Genomic DNA, 16,960 nt, shown 5'->3' with positions numbered 1-16,960 from the left:
CAGGTGGTAGATGGTGTAAGGGGATATACCAAGGCGGTGGATTCGGGTTTGCAACCGGATTCGTTTATAATTGCGCGCTTTAACGCTGCACCCCCAAGGCGCTGACAAGGCAAAGCTGTGATTGTATTTGACCAGGTACAGAAGTCCTACCAAGTGGGCGGACGGGCGATCCCCGCACTGCATTCCACCAGTATGACCATCGAAACCGGCGAGGTTTTTGGCATCGTCGGCCATTCCGGCGCGGGGAAATCCACCCTTGTGCGGCTGATCAACCTGCTGGAGCCTCCTACAGGCGGCCGCATTCTGATCGATGACGAAAACATCACCGGCTATAACGCCAGTGAGTTGCGGGCCTTCCGCCGCAAGGTAGGCATGATTTTCCAGCACTTCAATCTGCTGTCGTCAAAAACCGTGGCGGACAACATCGCCTTCCCCATGAAACTGGCCGGTATCTATTCCCGCACCGAGATCCGTGAACGGGTGGATGAGTTGTTAAAGCGGGTGAGCCTGGTGGACCAGGCCAACAAATACCCGTCGCAGCTCTCTGGCGGACAGAAGCAGCGGGTGGGCATTGCCCGGGCACTGGCCTGCCGACCGACGATCCTGTTGTGCGACGAAGCCACCAGCGCCCTGGACCCGCAAACCACTCAGTCCGTGCTGAAGCTGCTGGGAGACATCAACAGCGAGCTGGGTCTGACCATTGTGCTGATTACCCACGAGATGGACGTGGTGCGCCGTGTCTGCGACCGTGTAGCGGTAATGGATGCTGGCGAAGTGGTTGAAATGGGCGCGGTCAGCGATGTCTTCCTGCACCCGAAGCACCCCACGACCCGGGACTTCGTATTCGAGAGCGAGAATATTGACCGGGACGAAATGCAGCAGGATCTGCAACAGGCCAAAGGCCGCATCCTGCGCCTGACCTTCCGTGGCGAATCCACTTACACGCCATTGCTGGGTAGCGTGGCTCGTGAGTCAGGCGTGGACTTCAGCATCCTCTCCGGCCGCATCGACCATATCAAGGACACGCCCTACGGGCAGCTAACGCTGTCATTGGTGGGTGGTGACCTTGACACTGCCATGCAGGCACTGGAAGCCGCGGACGTTCATGTGGAGGTGCTGCGCTGATGGAAGCCCTGATGGAGAGTTTGTTCAGTAACGTGGACTGGACCGAGATCGGCTGGGCCAGCTGGGATACCCTGGTGATGGTGGGTATGTCGCTGTTGTTCAGTGTACTTATTGGTTTGCCGCTTGGCGTATTACTGTTCCTGTTCGGGAAGCGACAGTTGCTGGAACAGCCCATAGCCTACGCAGTGCTGTCTTTCGTGGTAAACGTACTGCGATCGGTACCTTTTATCATCCTGCTGATCGTGATGATCCCGTTCACAGTGATGCTGATCGGCACGTCTCTCGGCGTAGCCGGAGCGATTCCGCCGTTGGTGGCAGGCGGCGCGCCATTCTTCGCCCGTTTGGTGGAGACTTCCCTGCGCGAAGTAGACAGAGGCATCATTGAAGCCACGCAGGCCATGGGTGCGACCGTAAAACAGATCGTTTTTGGTGCTCTGCTGCCCGAGGCGTTGCCCGGGATCATTGCAGGTATTACCGTAACCGCCATTACGCTGGTTTCTTATGCCGCGATGTCCGGCGTGGTCGGCGGTGGTGGCTTGGGTGACCTCGCCATCCGCTTCGGTTATCAACGATTCCAGACCGATGTAATGGTGATTACGGTGGCGTTACTGGTAATTTTCGTGCAGTTGCTGCAAATGGCCGGCGATCGTCTTGTCTTATATTTCAGCCGCAGATAGCAATAGCTTGATATAGGCAGAGGGTGGGAGGCAGCTTCCGAAAACGTGGAGCGCCAGGGATGGCGCGACCGAGCCCTACATGGATGTATTCACGGGCGCTTTTCGGAAGCTGCCTCCCACCCTCTGCCGTACTCCCAGACAGAATAAATTATTTGAAGTACCCAACAGGAGAAGAGACTTATGAAACTCAAGAAAACGCTGGTAGCCCTGGCTGCCATTGCAACATTCTCTTCCGCCGCGATTGCGGAAAAGCTTTCCGTGGCGGCAACTCCGGTACCCCATGCTGAGATTCTGGAGTTTGTTAAGCCGAAACTGGCAGAACAGGGTGTCGAGCTGGATGTCAAAGTATTCACCGATTATGTGCAGCCCAACGTACAGGTAGACCAGAAGCGGATGGACGCGAACTTCTTCCAGCACCAGCCGTACCTGGATGAATTCAACGACGGCAAAGGCACCAAGCTGGTCAGCGTTACTGGCGTTCACGTTGAGCCGTTCGGCGCCTATTCCAGCCGGATCGATTCTCTTGACGAGCTGAAGGATGGCGACACAGTTGCAATCCCTAATGACCCTACCAACGGCGGCCGTGCACTGTTGCTGCTGCAAAAGGCCGGACTGATTACCTTGGAGGATGACAGCAAGATCACTGCCACACCTCGTGATATCGCCGAAAATCCCAGAAACCTGGACTTCAAGGAACTGGAGGCCGCAACCCTGCCTCGTATCCTGAACCAGGTAGACCTGGCGTTGATCAACACCAACTACGCACTGGAAGCGGGCCTGAACCCGACAGAGGATGCGTTGGTGATTGAAGGTGCGGAGTCTCCTTACGTAAACATTCTGGTGGCCCATGAGGACCGTGCTGACGAAGAGGCAATTCAAAAGCTTGCGAAAGCGCTGACGTCAGAAGACGTGAGGAGCTACATCGAGAAGAATTACGAAGGTGCCGTGGTTCCGGCATTCTGAAGCCAACCCGGAAACGGACCGAAAAAAGCCGGGCAAGTGCCCGGCTTTTCGGTTTTAGCTGATCAGATTTTCAGCGATCAGTCACCACTCCAGTTGGAGCGTGGGTCAGGTGTCATCCGCAGATACGACTTCACGACCTTGTAGCCTTTCGGGAAGCGCTCCTTGATCTCATCCTCATCCTGCAGCGACGGCACGATAACTACGTCACCGCCGGCTTCCCAGTTGCCCGGAGTAGCCACCTTGTGCTCGTCGGTCATCTGCAGTGAGTCGATCACCCTGAGAACTTCGTTGAAGTTACGGCCGGTGCTGGCCGGGTAGGTAATGATCAGGCGGATCTTTTTGTTGGGATCGATCACGAACAGCGAACGAACCGTCAGGCTGTCGTTGGCGTTGGGGTGGATCATGTCGTAAAGCTCGGACACTTTTTTGTCCTGATCGGCAATGATCGGAAAATTCACCGCACAACCCTGAGTTTCGTTGATGTCCTTGATCCACTCCTTGTGGGAATCCACCGGGTCGACGCTCAGCGCGATGGCTTTGACATTACGTTTGTCGAACTGGCTCTTCAGCTTGGCGGTCAGCCCAAGCTCGGTGGTGCACACGGGCGTGAAGTCCGCCGGATGCGAGAACAATATGCCCCAGCTGTCACCCAGCCAGTTGTGAAAACTGATCCTGCCTTCACTGGAATCCTGCTCGAAATCCGGTGCGGTATCTCCCAGACGTAAACTCATGGTGTTTCCTCCTTTGGCGATACAAAAGCCCGGCAAGATAGAAGCGCCGGCATATGATTCAGTCTATACGATAAACAATGGTGACGAATGAGCGAAAAACCAAGGGCGGTTGATCTGCCTCATTCGTCACCAGCGGCTCATTGATTCACACCAAGAGAACGCTCTTTTTCGAAATGCTCGCGGGTCAGTTTAAAGACCACGGGGCTGAGCAACAGCAACGCTACCAGGTTAGGCAGGGCCATCATGGCATTGAGGGTATCGGCAATCAGCCAGATCAGGCCCAGGTTGATGGTAGCGCCAACCGGGATAGCGAGAATCCATACCACACGGTAGGGCACAATGGCCTTTACACCGAAGAGGAACTCGATACAGCGCTCGCCGTAGAACGACCAGCCGATGATGGTCGTAAAGGCAAAAATCGCCAGGGAAATGGCGACAACGTAATTGCCGAATCCAGGCAGACCCGACTCAAAGGCCAGTGAAGTCAGCGCGGCACCGGTCTCGCCAGACGTCCAGGCGCCGGAGCTGATGATGACCAGGCCCGTGATGCTGCACACAATAATAGTGTCGATAAAGGTGCCCAACATGGCCACCATGCCCTGGTTGATCGGGTTCTTGGTCTGCGCTGCGGCGTGAGCAATGGGAGCAGAGCCCAGGCCGGCCTCATTGGAGAAAATACCCCGGGCCACGCCGAAGCGAATGGCGGCCCAGACAGCGGCACCTGCAAAGCCACCCTCGGCAGCTACCGGGCTGAAGGCATGGGTGAAGACCATGGCGATGGCGCCTGGAAGCTCATTGGCGTTGATCGCAAGTACCACCAGACCCACGAAAACATAGGCGATCGCCATGAAGGGTACCAGCGCACTTGCCACCTGCCCGATGCGTTTGATGCCGCCAATCAGTACCAGGCCCACCAAGGTCATCAGAATGAGCCCCGTTACCCAGTGGGGAAGGTTGAAGTTGGTCTGCAGTACATCGGCCACGGAGTTGGCCTGCACGGTGTTGCCGATGCCAAAGGCCGCCACTGAGGCAAATATGGCGAACAGCACGCCCAGCCACGCCCACTTTTTTCCCAACCCGTTGCGGATGTAATACATCGGGCCGCCCACATGGGCACCACGTTCATCCACCTCCCGGAAACGCACTGCCAGTACCGCTTCCGAATATTTTGTGGCCATGCCTACCAGTGCTGTCAGCCACATCCAGAACAGGGCCCCCGGCCCGCCCAGAAATACCGCGGTGGCAACACCGGCAATATTACCGGTACCGACTGTCGCCGACAGAGCCGTCATCAGGGCCTGAAACGGTGGTATCTCACCGTCAGACTCGATACCGGTACGACCCTTCCACATCAGGCGGAAACCGGCACCCAGTTTCAGCACCGGCATAAGCTTCAGGCCAATGCTCAGGAAAAGTCCGACACCGAGAATCATCACCAGCATGGGTGGGCCCCATACCAGAGCGTTTATGCTGCTAAAAAAAGACTCTAAGGCTTCCATGGGAATCTCCCTGTTTCTGCCATGGTTGAAATGCTCCGGCCGTGACGATGGGCGGAGCAGGTCTGTGCTTCCCGATAAGGGTATAACTGACTGAGTTTAGACACTTATTTTTATCTGTAAACATTCGGCGGGCAGAATTCGTTATTCCGGGGTTTATACTTCCAGTTTCCGCCCGCATTGCCTATGGTTATAGAAGGAAATATCCGGAATGTGAATGGTCAGGGAGCCTGCCAATGCAATCGTTAAAAGTATCGGATGTCATGTGGAACCACATTGAGCCTGTTCGCTGTGGTACACCGTTAACCAAAGTGGTCAAAACGCTGCTCCATAATCACGTTACGGGGCTGCCGGTGGTGGACGACCACCGCAAGGTTATCGGTTTCATCTCGGAACAGGATTGTATACACGCCCTTCTGGTGAGCAATTATCATCACGAAGGCGATCCGTTGGTGGATGATGTGATGTTCCGCAATCCGGTGACGATTTCACCAGAAATGTCTGTCGTGGATCTGGCCCAGAACCTGGGCGCTGGAAAACCCAAGGTCTATCCGGTGGTTGACCATAATCGCCTGATTGGCATCGTAACCCGAACGGCTATCCTGTCGGAGCTGGCAAAAGCCGGCTTCGGCATCGATGTGCCCAAATACGCGTTGTAAAATTCCCATAAGCCCCCGAGGTGATCATGGAACTGCTCTCCACCAACGTCTGTTTTGACGGGGAACACCGTCGTTACCGGCATCATTCAGCAGCCCTGGACTGCGACATGGAGTTTGCGGTTTACCTGCCGCCCGCGGCGCTGGGCACGGACTCGCGCCAGGTGCCGGTACTTTACTGGCTGTCGGGGCTCACCTGTACAGACCAGAATTTCATGCAAAAGGCGGGTGCCATGAAGAAAGCCGCTCGTCTGGGTTTGGCCATCGTGTGCCCCGATACCAGTCCCCGCGGCCTGAACCTGCCTGGCGAGCATGACAGTTATGATTTCGGCAGCGGGGCCGGCTTCTACGTCAACGCCACCCTTGAACCCTGGGCGGCCCATTACCGCATGTACGATTATGTGGTCAAGGAACTGCCGCAGCTGGTGGAAGGCCACCTGCCGGTGACGGAGGACCGCAGTATCAGCGGCCACTCCATGGGCGGGCACGGGGCGCTGATAGCAGCGTTGAAGAATCCGGGGCTGTACAAGTCGGTTTCTGCGTTTGCACCCGTTGCCAACCCCACCGAGTGCCCCTGGGGCCAGAAAGCCTTCAGCGGGTACCTGGGTGATGACCAGAAGGCATGGGAAGAGTGGGACGCCACGCTGCTGATTCCCACGGCGAGAGAGAGGTTACCCCTGCTGGTAGACCAGGGCACCGCCGATGAATTCCTCGACAGCCAGCTGAATCCGGATGCGCTGGCAGATGCCTGTGAAAAAATGCATCACCACATAAATTTGCGGATGCATCGGGGGTATGACCACAGTTACTTCTTCATTGCCTCGTTTATCGACGATCATCTGGACCATCATGCCGAGGCCCTCGGGCTGAAGTAGCGGCGAGGTCAGCGAAATCCCCAGAGCAGCCCGAAGTCCATGGAGGGCATCACTTCCGGCTGCTCTATACCCCTGACGTTGAATTCCAGCAGGCTGCAGTCCCGCTCGAACGAGCCACTGTAACGATTGCCCCGTGGCCCGATGATCGCTTTGGCGAATGGCCCCCGGTGCCGGTGGGGACGGCGTACAATCACTGCTATCTCGTTGTTGGCCAGCCTTACCAGGGTGCCTGGTGGGTATTCGGTAAGCACAGCCAGCAGGGCGCGGGGGATGGCGGGGCGAAACTTGCCGTTGGCCAGTGAGCTGGTCAGTTTACGGGCCTCCACAACATTCATTCGTTCGCGATAGGCCCGGCGGGTAATCATCGCGACATAACGTTCCGCCAATGCGAGAATTTCTGCCTCACCCCGGATATCAGTGCCGCTAAGCCCTTGCGGATACCCCGAACCGTCTGCCTGTTCATGATGCTGGGCGATGATTTTCAGCAGTATGGGGCTTGTTATCCCGGCGTCTTTCAGTGCCTGGATGCTGCGTTCGGGGTGCTTGCGAATAACTGCCCGCTGGTCATCACTCAACAGCCGGTTGGATGCATTCAGTTTATCGGCCACCGGTACCAGCGCCAGATTTGCGGTCAGCGCTGCGCTGATCAGCACGGCGATCCGCTTGTCATCAAGGCCGAAGCGGCGTGCGGTGAACTGGCAAAGCACGGCGTAGAACAGGATCTGCTCGTGAATGGTGGGCTCGATGGAATACAGGTGCACAAGCGCCAGGCTGGCTTCCGGCGACTCCTGGCACATCTGGTCGATCATTCGTGACAGGCCGAGCACTCGTTTGAGGGCGCTTTCTTCCCGTCTGGTGATGGCGTTAAGAGTGGATTCCAGTGTTTGCAGCAACAGCGGGTATTCCGCAAAGGGGTTGAGGACCCGGGTATCTTCCAGAATCTCATCCTGCGGGCGCTCAATTTTACGGGGCTGGAAAAGACCACGTTCAAACAGCTGCTCGAGCTGGATGTCATTCTGAATGACGTAACCTTGGCGCAAGAGCACATTGCCATCGGCGTCGAACACCGTCCAGGGTAAAGGCTTTCCAATGGTCAATGCGCCGGGTGCGATACGGACAAGATTCGGCACTCTGTCGCTTCCTGATGCTTATAATAGTGGTGCTTAAGTCTACCTCTGAATCCATGTTCAACTCCAGAAAGAGCTGGTCAACTCTTTCGCGTGCTCATCCCGTTGTGGCCCGGTAATAGAGAAACGCCTGCTGGATATGTTCACGTATTTGTTTGTCGTCCCAGGGTTTGGTCAGGAACTTGTAGATGGCGCCCTCATTGATGGCGTCGGTGACCGACTTCAGGTCGGTATAACCTGACAGTACAATTCGGACGGTTTCGGGATGAATGGCTTTAACCTCGCTGAGAAAGTCGGTACCGGACATCTCCGGCATGCGCTGGTCGGAGACAATCACCTGCACCTGGTTTGCCGCCAGCAAGCTGAACGCCTCTTTTACGCTGGTGGTGGCCAGTATGCGATAGCCGTCGCGACGGAGTAAGCGGGTCAGCGCCCGCAATATATTTTCCTCGTCATCCAGCAGGAGTAGCGTCCGCTCCTGTTCACTGACCTCACCGGTACCGGATGTCGATGTGTCCCCCCTGGCCTGGTCATTGAGAAATGCCAGCAGATCATCAAACGGCATGGGCCTTGCAAAAGCAAAACCCTGCAGAAGATCGCAATGGTTTTTCCGCAGGTAGCTTGCGTGCGCTTCGGTTTCCACCCCTTCGGCCACCACTTCCAGGCCCAGGTGGTGGGCCATGGAGATGACACCCTGGGTGATGGCAGCATCGCTGCGGTTTTCGATGACATCCTTGATAAAGGATCGGTCAATCTTGATCTTATTGGCCGGCAGCAGCTTGATGTAGCTGAGGCTGGAAAAACCGGTACCGAAATCATCAATTGCGATGTGTACTCCGAGCTCGCGAATGGCATGGAGGGTATTGATCACAAGATCGGTGTCCAGGAGTATGGCGGATTCCACCACCTCCAGCTCCAGACTTTCCGGAGGAAGGCCTGAAGCCTTCAGCGCGTTGGTGATGGTTTGGGTAAAGCCTTCTTTGCGCAGCTGAATCGGCGATACGTTGACCGATATCGAACAGTGTCGGAAACCCCGGGAATGCAGATGCACCATGTCGCGACAGGCCTTGCGCAGAACCCACTCTCCCAGCGCGATGATCTGCCCGGTTTCTTCCGCCAGAGGGATAAAATCACCAGGTGAGATGAGGCCACGAGTCGGGTGTTGCCATCGAACCAGCGCCTCGACGTTGCGGGTGTGGCCGGTGCGGGCGTCAATCAGTGGCTGGTAATAGACGGACAGTTGCTCCTGGTCGATGGCATCCTGCAATTCATTGCGCAGGGCAACACGGTAGCTGGCTTCCTCATTGAATTCCTGCGAATACCATTGATACGTATTGCGCCCCTGCTGCTTGGCGCGGTACATGGCCAGGTCGGCCTGTTGCAGCAGGGCCATGGGTTTTTCGATACTGCCGTCAGTGGTTGAAATACCCACGCTGGCGGTCAGGTGAATGGTTTCGCCATCGAGGTGATAGGGGCAGGCGATTTCATGGATGGCCGTCTCCACGACAATCACGGCGTCCTCAGCCTGGGCCAGGTCCGGCAATAATATGATGAACTCATCGCCGCTGATCCTGGCAACCGTGTCGCCGGAGCGGACCAGCGCCTTCAGGCGTCTGCCCACTTCGATCAGCAACTGGTCGCCCAGACGATGCCCAAGCGAGTCATTGATCAGTTTGAAGCCATCCAGATCGATAAATAAAAGGGCGATGGTGCGGCCATAGCGACGTGATAACTGGCAGGCCTGGCCCAACCGGTCTTCCAGCAGGGTGCGGTTTGGCAGTCCGGTGAGAACATCGTGGCTGATATTGAAAGCCAGTTGGTACTCGGCAGATTTGCGCTCCGATATATCGTTCTGGACACCGATATAGTGGGTGATCTCACCCTGTTCGTCGCGCATCGGGGAGATGTACAGGTCATTCCAGAAGGGGGTGCCATCCTTGCGGTAGTTCCTCAATACCACTGAAATGTCAGTGCCCTTTTTCAGGCCGCGCCTTATGTCCGAGAGCCCCTGCTCGTTACTCAGGTCAAAATCGTTGCCCTGCAGAAAACGACAGTTCCTGCCAAGGGCTTCCTCAGAGCTGTAACCGGTAATCTTCTCAAACGCCTTGTTGGTGTAGATGATGGGCAAATCGCCCTGCCGGGCATCAGTAATGAGAATGCCGTTGGAACTGGATTCGATGCTGCGCTTGAACAGCCTCAGCTGACGGCTGTTTTCCAGCTGAGACGTCACATCCGTGATCATCAGTACCTGCAGAGGGCGGTGGTTGATGGTCATGCTGGTGCTGACCATTTCCACGATCATTTCCCGACCGTCGCGGCGCTGGTGTCTTTCCAGCACTCCGCCTTCCCGTAACAGAATGCCCTCGGACGATAGTCTGAGCGGTGCGTGATCGGCAGCGCGAATTGTGTGCAGGGTCAGGCTGCCTATCTCGTCGGTGCCATATCCATAGAGAGCCCTGGCGGCCTGGTTCATGGAAACCAGGGCCAGAGAATCCGGCGCTACCAGGCACATGGGGGCGGGGTTGCTCTCGAACAACAGCCGGTAGTGGCTCTCACTGGTGGCAAGGCTCTCCGTGGCCATGGCCCGGTCGATGGCGTAGCGAATACTGCGGATCAGGGTATAGCCGTCCAGGCTTCCCTTGACCAGATAATCCGCTGCCCCCAGCTCGACGGCGCGGGCGTCCAGCTCTTCATCGCCCTGTCCTGTCAGCAGGATGAACGGTGTGGTGATGCTCCGCTCTCGGGCTTCCCGGATCAGATCAATCCCGGAATCCGGGCCCAGGCGGAGGTCCACCAGCGCTATGGCGTAATCGCCCGTCTCCAGTGCAGCTATGCCGTCACTGGTGGAGTCCACCCAGTCCAGCCGGGTATTCACCGGGCTGCTGTCCTGCAGCAGGTCGCGGGTGATCAGGTAATCGTCTTCATCGTCTTCGATCAGCAGGATGCGCAGCAAGGGTTCAGTCTCGGTCATAACGCTCCGGTCTTCGTGGCAGGGTTGCGGTTGTTGCCCAGTAAGTTGTCAGCGAGGAGACAACATCCAGCAGTCCTGAATAGCTTGATGGTTTGACAATGTAGGAGTTGGCACCGGTCTGGTAGCAGTAGCGAACATCATCGGCATTGCCCGAGGTTGTCAGGATAATCGTCGGAATGGTTCGCAACCTGGGGTCGGACTTGATTTCCTGAAGCGCCTCCCGGCCATCTTTCAGCGGCATGTTGAGGTCCAGCAGTATCAGGTCCGGGCATACAAAGGAGGCGCCGGTATCCTCTGCTAGCGGGCCCTCGCCGTTGAGGAAGCGCATCAGCTGAACGCCATCGTGGGCGAAGCAGATCCGACAGTCACGGCAACGCTCAGCGAATGCCTCCGTCATCAGTAACCTGTCGTCAGGGTCATCCTCGGCAATCAGTATGATGGGCGTCGTTTTCGGATCAGTCATTGTTGCTTCCTTTCATCTGATTGCTGGCTGGAAAACGGATGCGGAAAGTCGTTCCATGATCGACTTCGCTTTCAACGGATACCGTCGCGTGGTGGCGATCCAGTATCTTTTTTACGATGGCCAGGCCAATGCCGGAGCCCGGGAAAGCCTGTTTGTGCAGCCGTTGGAAGGGCTGGAACAACTTGTCAACGTAGCGCCTGTCAAACCCTACCCCGTTGTCGCTGACAACCAGCGTCCAATGATCTTCAGTGTTGTCTTCAGAGTAGACCAATATGTGTGGGGGCTGGTCAGGTTTGTGGAACTTGACGGCATTGCTGAGCAGGTTCTGGAAAACCTGTCGGAGCTGGGTGGCATCACCGGTGACAGGCGGAAGTGGTCTGATGTCAATAACGGCATTTTCACGGGAGATGGATGTTTCCATATCCTGCATTACCTCTCCGAGAATTCGGTTGGTGTCGCAGACGGTTAATGGTTGGGCCTGAGTTGTCACTCTGGAATAGGTGAGCAGGTCCTGAATCAGTGACTGCATGCGCCTGGCGGCCGATTGCATTCGTTGCAGGTAATCCTGTTCCTGATCGTCAAACCGTTCTGATCGCGTCAAGAGCCTGTCCGAAAAGGCCTGAATCTTGCGCAGTGGCTCCTGAAGATCATGGGAAGCAACAAAAGCAAAATCCTGAAGCTCGCGGTTGCTGCGCTCCAGCTCAGCCATGGTGTCCTGCAACTTCTGCTGGGCCTGTTTGCGCTCGTTTATGCTGCGATAGTAAACGGCCAGTCCTTCATCGGAGGGGTAGGCACTCACCTCCAGCCAGTTGTCCAGGGGGGCGTAATGGGCCTCGAAGGACACGGACTCCCCGGTCTCCATGGCGCGTCGGTAATGGCGTTCGAACTCGCTGCCCTGCGCTGCCGGGAACATGTCCCAGAGGGTGTTGCCAAGCAGCACCTCCCGGCTTTCCCTGAGCAACTCCTCGGAACGCTGGTTGACGTAGGTGAACCGCCATTCACGATCAAGGGTAAAAAAGGCATCGGTGATGCTCTCAAAGATGACGGCCTGGCGTTCGGCAAACCGACGGATCTGCTCCATGGCCTGGTGGGAGGCAGTAATGTCCTGCAGGCCACCCTGGATCTGGACGATCTGGCCGTCGGCGTCCTTGAGCGCCTGGCCGATTGCCCGAACCCATCGCAGTCGGCCCAGACGGGTGCGGATTTGCACTTCTTCATCAAAGGGGATGCCGGTCTGGGTACACATGTTCATGGCGTGGGTTATGGTGTCCCGGCCCTCTGGAGTATAGAACCCGAGCCCCTCCTCAAGAGCAGGCACCTCACCAACCGGCATCTCGAAGATGTCGAACATGGCATGGGTCCAGCGCGTATTGCCGGTGCTTACGTCCACCACCCAGCCGCCGATGCGGGCTGCTTTTTCGGCAATTTTCAGCAGTGTTTCACTTTCCCGCAGTTTCTCCTGCGTGTGGCGGATTTCCGTGGTATCACGGGCGGCCACATAAATAAGCTCGTCTGAGCTGAGGGTGGCGCTGAGTTCAAGCCAGTGCTCCGAACCGTTTTTGTGCATTATCCGCACGTGAAGATCTCTGATGGTGTCTCCGGCTATCAGCGCAACTACTGCCTCCTCGACCCTGGGCCGATCATCTGTGAGGATCAGCTCCAGGTAAGAGGAGCCCAGCAGTTCTTCGCGCTCGTAGCCAAGAACCTCCACAAAGGCGTTGTTGAGCTCGAAAAAGTGGCTGTTCAGGTCGACGATGCAGAACATGTCCGGTGACAGGGAAAAGAACTGGTCTCTCTCCCGCATCAGTGTTTCCGCCACCAACTGGTCGGTCATGTCGCGGCCCACGCAGAACAGAGCCTGGTCGGCCTCCGACCATTCGGCTGTCCAGGACAAGGTAACGATATGCCCGTCCCGGTGCCGTAAGTGGTTGCGAAATCCTTCACTGATCTGGCGTTCGCCAGCCATAAGTTTACGCATTTCTTCGGCTGTGGCGTCCCGGTCCATGTCCGGAATCAGAACGTTGTAGGGTTCGCCGATCAGCTCGTCCGGCTGATAGCCGAGAATATCCTCAGCCGCGGGGTTGATGGACTTGAACAGGCCCCTCGAGTCGATCGAACACAGAATGTCCCGGGAAAATTCCATGATGCGTTCATTGGCTTGCCTTAGTGACAGCTCGCGTGCCAGGTGGGCATTAACGGTGCTGTTGAGTTTCCGCAGGCTCTGGGAGCGACGTTCCGATTCCCGCCAGAACAGATGGCTGAGCATCATCAGGAAGCTGAGTATCAGACCGGTAAACAGGACCATTGGAGGGAGATATAGTACGGTGGCGGGGAGTCCGCCTTGCCGGGTGTACACTTCAATCCGCCACTGACTGTCGTGGTGAGGGTTGGTAATGCGGGTAGCCAGTGGAATCCGTGTCCCCGCCGCGGTATCCGGAGAAAGATCAAAAACGAGAATGTTCTGGTAATAGACTCTCAGGCTCAGGTCGCCATCGTAGTGCTGAAGCAGGCTGCTGTAGGCGGTATCCAGATCAATCACCGCAAAGACGACCCAGGGCTGCCCGACAACCACCCTTGCGGGATACGCGATCATGGCATGCATTCGGCCGTCTTCATCCGGCTGTGGCGGGCTGAGATGCGGTCGAGTGGTACTGGTCACGTGATCCAGCCACTTCTGGTTGGCCGGTGTTGTCAGAAAACTGTTCAGCCAATGCTGGTTCTGCTCCGCACGGGAATGAATGCCGATGGGTTGCCTGGCTGGATCCAGCATGCCGATAAGCTGTACTTCAGGAAAGTCATCCAGGTAACTCTGGACTTCCTGTGTCCATTCCCTCTGTGCGGGGAAACCTGTCAGCAGGTCCTGTCGCTCTGCAAGTCTGCGAATCAGTGCCAGGTCGTCATTGAAAGCTGCCGTGCTGGAAGCCTTCAGCTGCTCAGCCAGAATTTCCGCCCTGTCCTGCAGGCTATCACTGTTCTGCACCCGCATGGCGTGCCAGATGATGGTGGTCAGCACTATGCTGGCTACACCGACCAGCACCAGTTTCGCCGAAAAATCCGGCAGGTTCCGGCGGTTTATGGTGTGAAAAAGCGGCAGAACCAGTCCCACCAGTACTGCCAGAGGACTGACAATAATAGTTGATTCCGGAAGGGTGCCAAGACTGAAACTCTGAAGTGACGGGTACCAGTAGGACAACAGTGACAGCAGGCCCTGGACCACAACGACGAGGCCGCATATCCGCCCCACACGCTTTCCCCATTTGCGGTAGAGCGCTGCAAGCAGCGACAGCTCCGTAAGACACACCACTACGAGAAGAGGCTTGCTGATAGCCAGCGTTGCCAGTGGCTCCGCGGTGGGAATCCATGGCAGGGCAACCTGAAGCAGGGCGATCATAATGGTCAGGCAGGCCAGGACAGTGGCGGCCGCTATGCGGCGAAACACCAGCGCCAAAAATGATGCCCCGATCAATACTGAGGCCAGCCCGCCACCGGGGGACAGCGAAACCCGACCATTGGCACTGCCACCCAGGGAGAAATGATCGATAAAAATCACCAGTCCGACGGCTATGAGTGCAATGGCCAGGGACAGCACAAGGCAGAATCGTCCGACCACCGGGTTGCGCTCTTCTTTCATTCGTTCAGCACCTGGGGCCCCAGCAGCCTCAGGATCTCCTCCGCGGTGGTCAGGCCCGCACGGAGTTTTTCCAGGGCATCGTCCAGAAGCACACGCATACCCTGCTCCCTGGCAATGGATTCAATCTGCATGGCGCTGGCGCCTTCGGTAATAGCAATCCGCAGTGGCTGATTCATGGTGAGCACTTCGTGGATGGCGACCCGGCCTTTGTAACCCTTGTGGCACTTATCACAGCCCGTACCCCGGTAAAAAATCAGATCGGGCGCCATGAACTCGGGGCCCAGTTGTTCCAGGATTTCCGTAGGCGCGTCGGTTTGCTCGCAGCAATGGGGGCAGATTCGCCGGACGAGCCGCTGGGCAATGATGGCTTCCAGGGTTGAGGCCAGCACATAGGGCTTCAGGTCCAGGTCCAGCAAGCGCGCTACGGTGGCTGCGGCGGAGCTGGTGTGCAGGGTGGAGTACACCAGGTGGCCAGTCATGGCGGCATGGAAGGCGACATCGGCGGTTTCCTCGTCACGGATTTCACCCAGCAGGATGACGTCCGGGTCCTGTCGCAAAATGGCTCGGAGCACACTGGCGAAACTCAGGCCAATGCGATCCTTGACCGGTACCTGACCGGCCATATCCACATGAAACTCCACCGGGTCTTCGATAGTGACGTAATTGCGCTCCGGTGAAGCATTGTGTTGCAGCAGGGCATACAGAGTGGTGGTTTTGCCGCTGCCCGTGGGGCCGGTTGCCAGGATAATGCCCTGGGGTTTGGCCACCACGTGCAGCAGGCGTTTGAGGTTGTGCTCAGAGAGCCCCATGTCTTCCAGGGACTGTGCGGAGGATTGCCGCTCCAGTACCCGCATGACCACCTTCTCACCGTTGATGGTGGGCAGGGTGGAAATCCGCAGGTCGACGATTTTCATCGGTGTCTTGACCGTAATGCGACCATCCTGGGGCTTGCGGCGTTCGGTAATATCCAGTTCCGCCATCACCTTGATACGAGAGACCACCGACATCAGCAGATTGGTGGGGATGTGAATCTTGTCCTGCAGCACCCCGTCAATCCGGTAACGGACCACCAGCGACTTGGTGCGGGGGTGAACATGAATATCGCTGGCGCCCAGGCGCAGTGCTTCCAAAATGATCGCATTGACCAGGCGAATGGCCGGTGGCTCTTCGGAGCTGCCCAGCAACTGCTCCAGGGATTCATTATCACTGTCTTCATCCAGAACAATTTCGATGCCTTCATAGGGGTCATCGGTGCCGACTTTGGTGGCGATATCATCGAGGTCGCTGGTTTCGCCGAAAATCTCCGTCAGCTTGGCCTGCATCTGGGTGGTTTCGCACAGCAACGGGTGGATGGTGTAGCCGGTCATGAACCCCAGTTCGTCGATCAGGTTCACGTCCATGGGATCCACCATGGCCAGACGCAAGCGCTGGCCCTGTACCCGTAGCGGAAGCACCAACTGGCGGGTGCAGATTTTCTGGGGTACCAGCGACATCAGGGCCGGGTCCGGCTGGAATTCGCGGAGATCGATTTCCTCGAACAGCATGTCATCCCGCAGCATTTCGAACACTTTGCGGAAATCGATCCATTCGTGTTTCAGCAACTGGCGAACCACGGGGGTTTTGTGGCTCTGCATTTCCCGGTGCAGCTGCTGGATCTGCTGGGGATTCAGCCAGCCTTTCTTGTGCAGCAGTATGGCAAGCTGGCTGCGGTTGGTGGCCGTCAGCTTGCTGATGGTTTCCAGGTCTTTGTGTTGCTTTTTGGTCTGCTGCTCCAGGGCCCGTGTGCGCTGGATGAGTTCGTACTGTTCCAGTGCGAGGGCAATGGTCAGGCGGATGTCGTCGTCATTCCAGGGTTTGAGGATGAAACGGTAAACAGCGCCTTCCTTGATGGACCCCATAACGGCATCGGTATTGGCGTGGCCGGTGAGCATGATACGGATGGTGTTGGGCCAGCGTTCCCGAACTTCTTTCAGCAATTCGCTGCCGTTGATGCCGGGCATCATGAAGTCGGTCATGATCAGCTCGACCGGCTGTTTTTCCATGATGCGCAGGGCTTCGTGGCCATTATTGGCAAACAGCAGTTCGTAATTCTCACGCTGAAAGACCCGGCGCAGGGCCGCCAGAATATTGGGTTCGTCGTCCACCAGCAGCAGCCGGTAGGGCGCTTTCTTTTCTTCAATGACCGGTTCCGATTTGTCATCCGGCTCCTGGTTGAAGAATAGCGAGGCGTAGCGTTTAGCCATGA

12 protein-coding genes are annotated in these 16,960 nt (G+C 56.9%); 5 read left to right on the top strand and 7 right to left on the bottom strand.

All coding sequences use genetic code 11. The annotated features are described in order from the left end of the window. The first annotated feature begins 117 nt into the window (after positions 1-117). From FO268_RS18925 to FO268_RS18915, 3 genes are all read left to right on the top strand, one after another. Entirely contained in the window at positions 118-1,125 is a 1,008-nt protein-coding gene (locus FO268_RS18925; RefSeq protein WP_150994821.1) for a methionine ABC transporter ATP-binding protein, read from the top strand. Beyond that, positions 1,125-1,802, top strand: a complete 678-nt coding sequence (locus FO268_RS18920) for a methionine ABC transporter permease (protein ID WP_150994820.1) — start codon at positions 1,125-1,127, stop codon at positions 1,800-1,802. Before FO268_RS18925 ends, FO268_RS18920 begins: the two co-directional genes overlap by 1 nt. 180 nt (positions 1,803-1,982) lie before the next feature. Next, entirely contained in the window at positions 1,983-2,765 is a 783-nt protein-coding gene (locus FO268_RS18915; protein WP_150994819.1) for a MetQ/NlpA family ABC transporter substrate-binding protein, read from the top strand. A gap of 77 nt (positions 2,766-2,842) precedes the next feature. Here the strand turns inward: FO268_RS18915 and FO268_RS18910 are convergent, their stop codons facing one another. Both FO268_RS18910 and FO268_RS18905 read right to left on the bottom strand, forming a co-directional pair. Continuing rightward, positions 2,843-3,496, bottom strand: a complete 654-nt coding sequence (locus tag FO268_RS18910; RefSeq protein ID WP_150994818.1) for a peroxiredoxin — start codon at positions 3,494-3,496, stop codon at positions 2,843-2,845. 137 nt (positions 3,497-3,633) lie between these two features. Next, entirely contained in the window at positions 3,634-4,995 is a 1,362-nt protein-coding gene (locus tag FO268_RS18905; RefSeq protein WP_150994817.1) for an alanine/glycine:cation symporter family protein, read from the bottom strand. A 233-nt stretch (positions 4,996-5,228) separates the two neighbouring features. On the opposite strand from FO268_RS18905, the gene FO268_RS18900 reads away from it, so the two are divergent. Both FO268_RS18900 and fghA read left to right on the top strand, forming a co-directional pair. Then, the gene (locus FO268_RS18900) at positions 5,229-5,651 is read left to right on the top strand and encodes a CBS domain-containing protein (protein ID WP_150994816.1); all 423 of its coding nucleotides are present in this window, start codon (positions 5,229-5,231) and stop codon (positions 5,649-5,651) included. Positions 5,652-5,677: 26 nt separating this feature from the next. After that, on the top strand, positions 5,678-6,523 hold the full coding sequence (gene fghA / locus FO268_RS18895; RefSeq protein ID WP_150994815.1) for an S-formylglutathione hydrolase: 846 nt from the start codon (positions 5,678-5,680) through the stop codon (positions 6,521-6,523). 8 nt (positions 6,524-6,531) lie between these two features. On the opposite strand, the gene FO268_RS18890 is transcribed toward fghA, so the two are convergent. From FO268_RS18890 to FO268_RS18870, 5 genes are all read right to left on the bottom strand, one after another. Beyond that, positions 6,532-7,653 (bottom strand): HD-GYP domain-containing protein, encoded by a 1,122-nt coding sequence (locus FO268_RS18890; RefSeq protein ID WP_150994813.1) that lies wholly within the window; start codon positions 7,651-7,653, stop codon positions 6,532-6,534. A 94-nt stretch (positions 7,654-7,747) separates the two neighbouring features. Further along, on the bottom strand, positions 7,748-10,621 hold the full coding sequence (locus FO268_RS18885; RefSeq protein WP_150994811.1) for an EAL domain-containing protein: 2,874 nt from the start codon (positions 10,619-10,621) through the stop codon (positions 7,748-7,750). Next, positions 10,608-11,084: a response regulator gene (locus tag FO268_RS18880; protein WP_150994809.1), complete on the bottom strand. Its 477-nt coding sequence runs from the start codon at positions 11,082-11,084 to the stop codon at positions 10,608-10,610. The genes FO268_RS18885 and FO268_RS18880 overlap by 14 nt, the downstream gene beginning before the upstream one ends. Then, positions 11,077-14,715, bottom strand: coding sequence for a PAS domain S-box protein (locus FO268_RS18875; protein ID WP_150994807.1), 3,639 nt, complete (start codon positions 14,713-14,715; stop codon positions 11,077-11,079). Before FO268_RS18875 ends, FO268_RS18880 begins: the two co-directional genes overlap by 8 nt. Beyond that, positions 14,712-16,958, bottom strand: coding sequence for an ATPase, T2SS/T4P/T4SS family (locus tag FO268_RS18870; RefSeq protein ID WP_150994805.1), 2,247 nt, complete (start codon positions 16,956-16,958; stop codon positions 14,712-14,714). Before FO268_RS18870 ends, FO268_RS18875 begins: the two co-directional genes overlap by 4 nt. Between the last annotated feature and the right edge of the window lie 2 nt (positions 16,959-16,960).

Source organism: Marinobacter denitrificans (genome assembly GCF_008795955.1).
In the GTDB taxonomy this organism is placed as follows: domain Bacteria; phylum Pseudomonadota; class Gammaproteobacteria; order Pseudomonadales; family Oleiphilaceae; genus Marinobacter; species Marinobacter denitrificans.
Note: the sequence above shows the minus strand (reverse complement) of the source record. Positions and strands in the feature narration are given on the sequence as shown.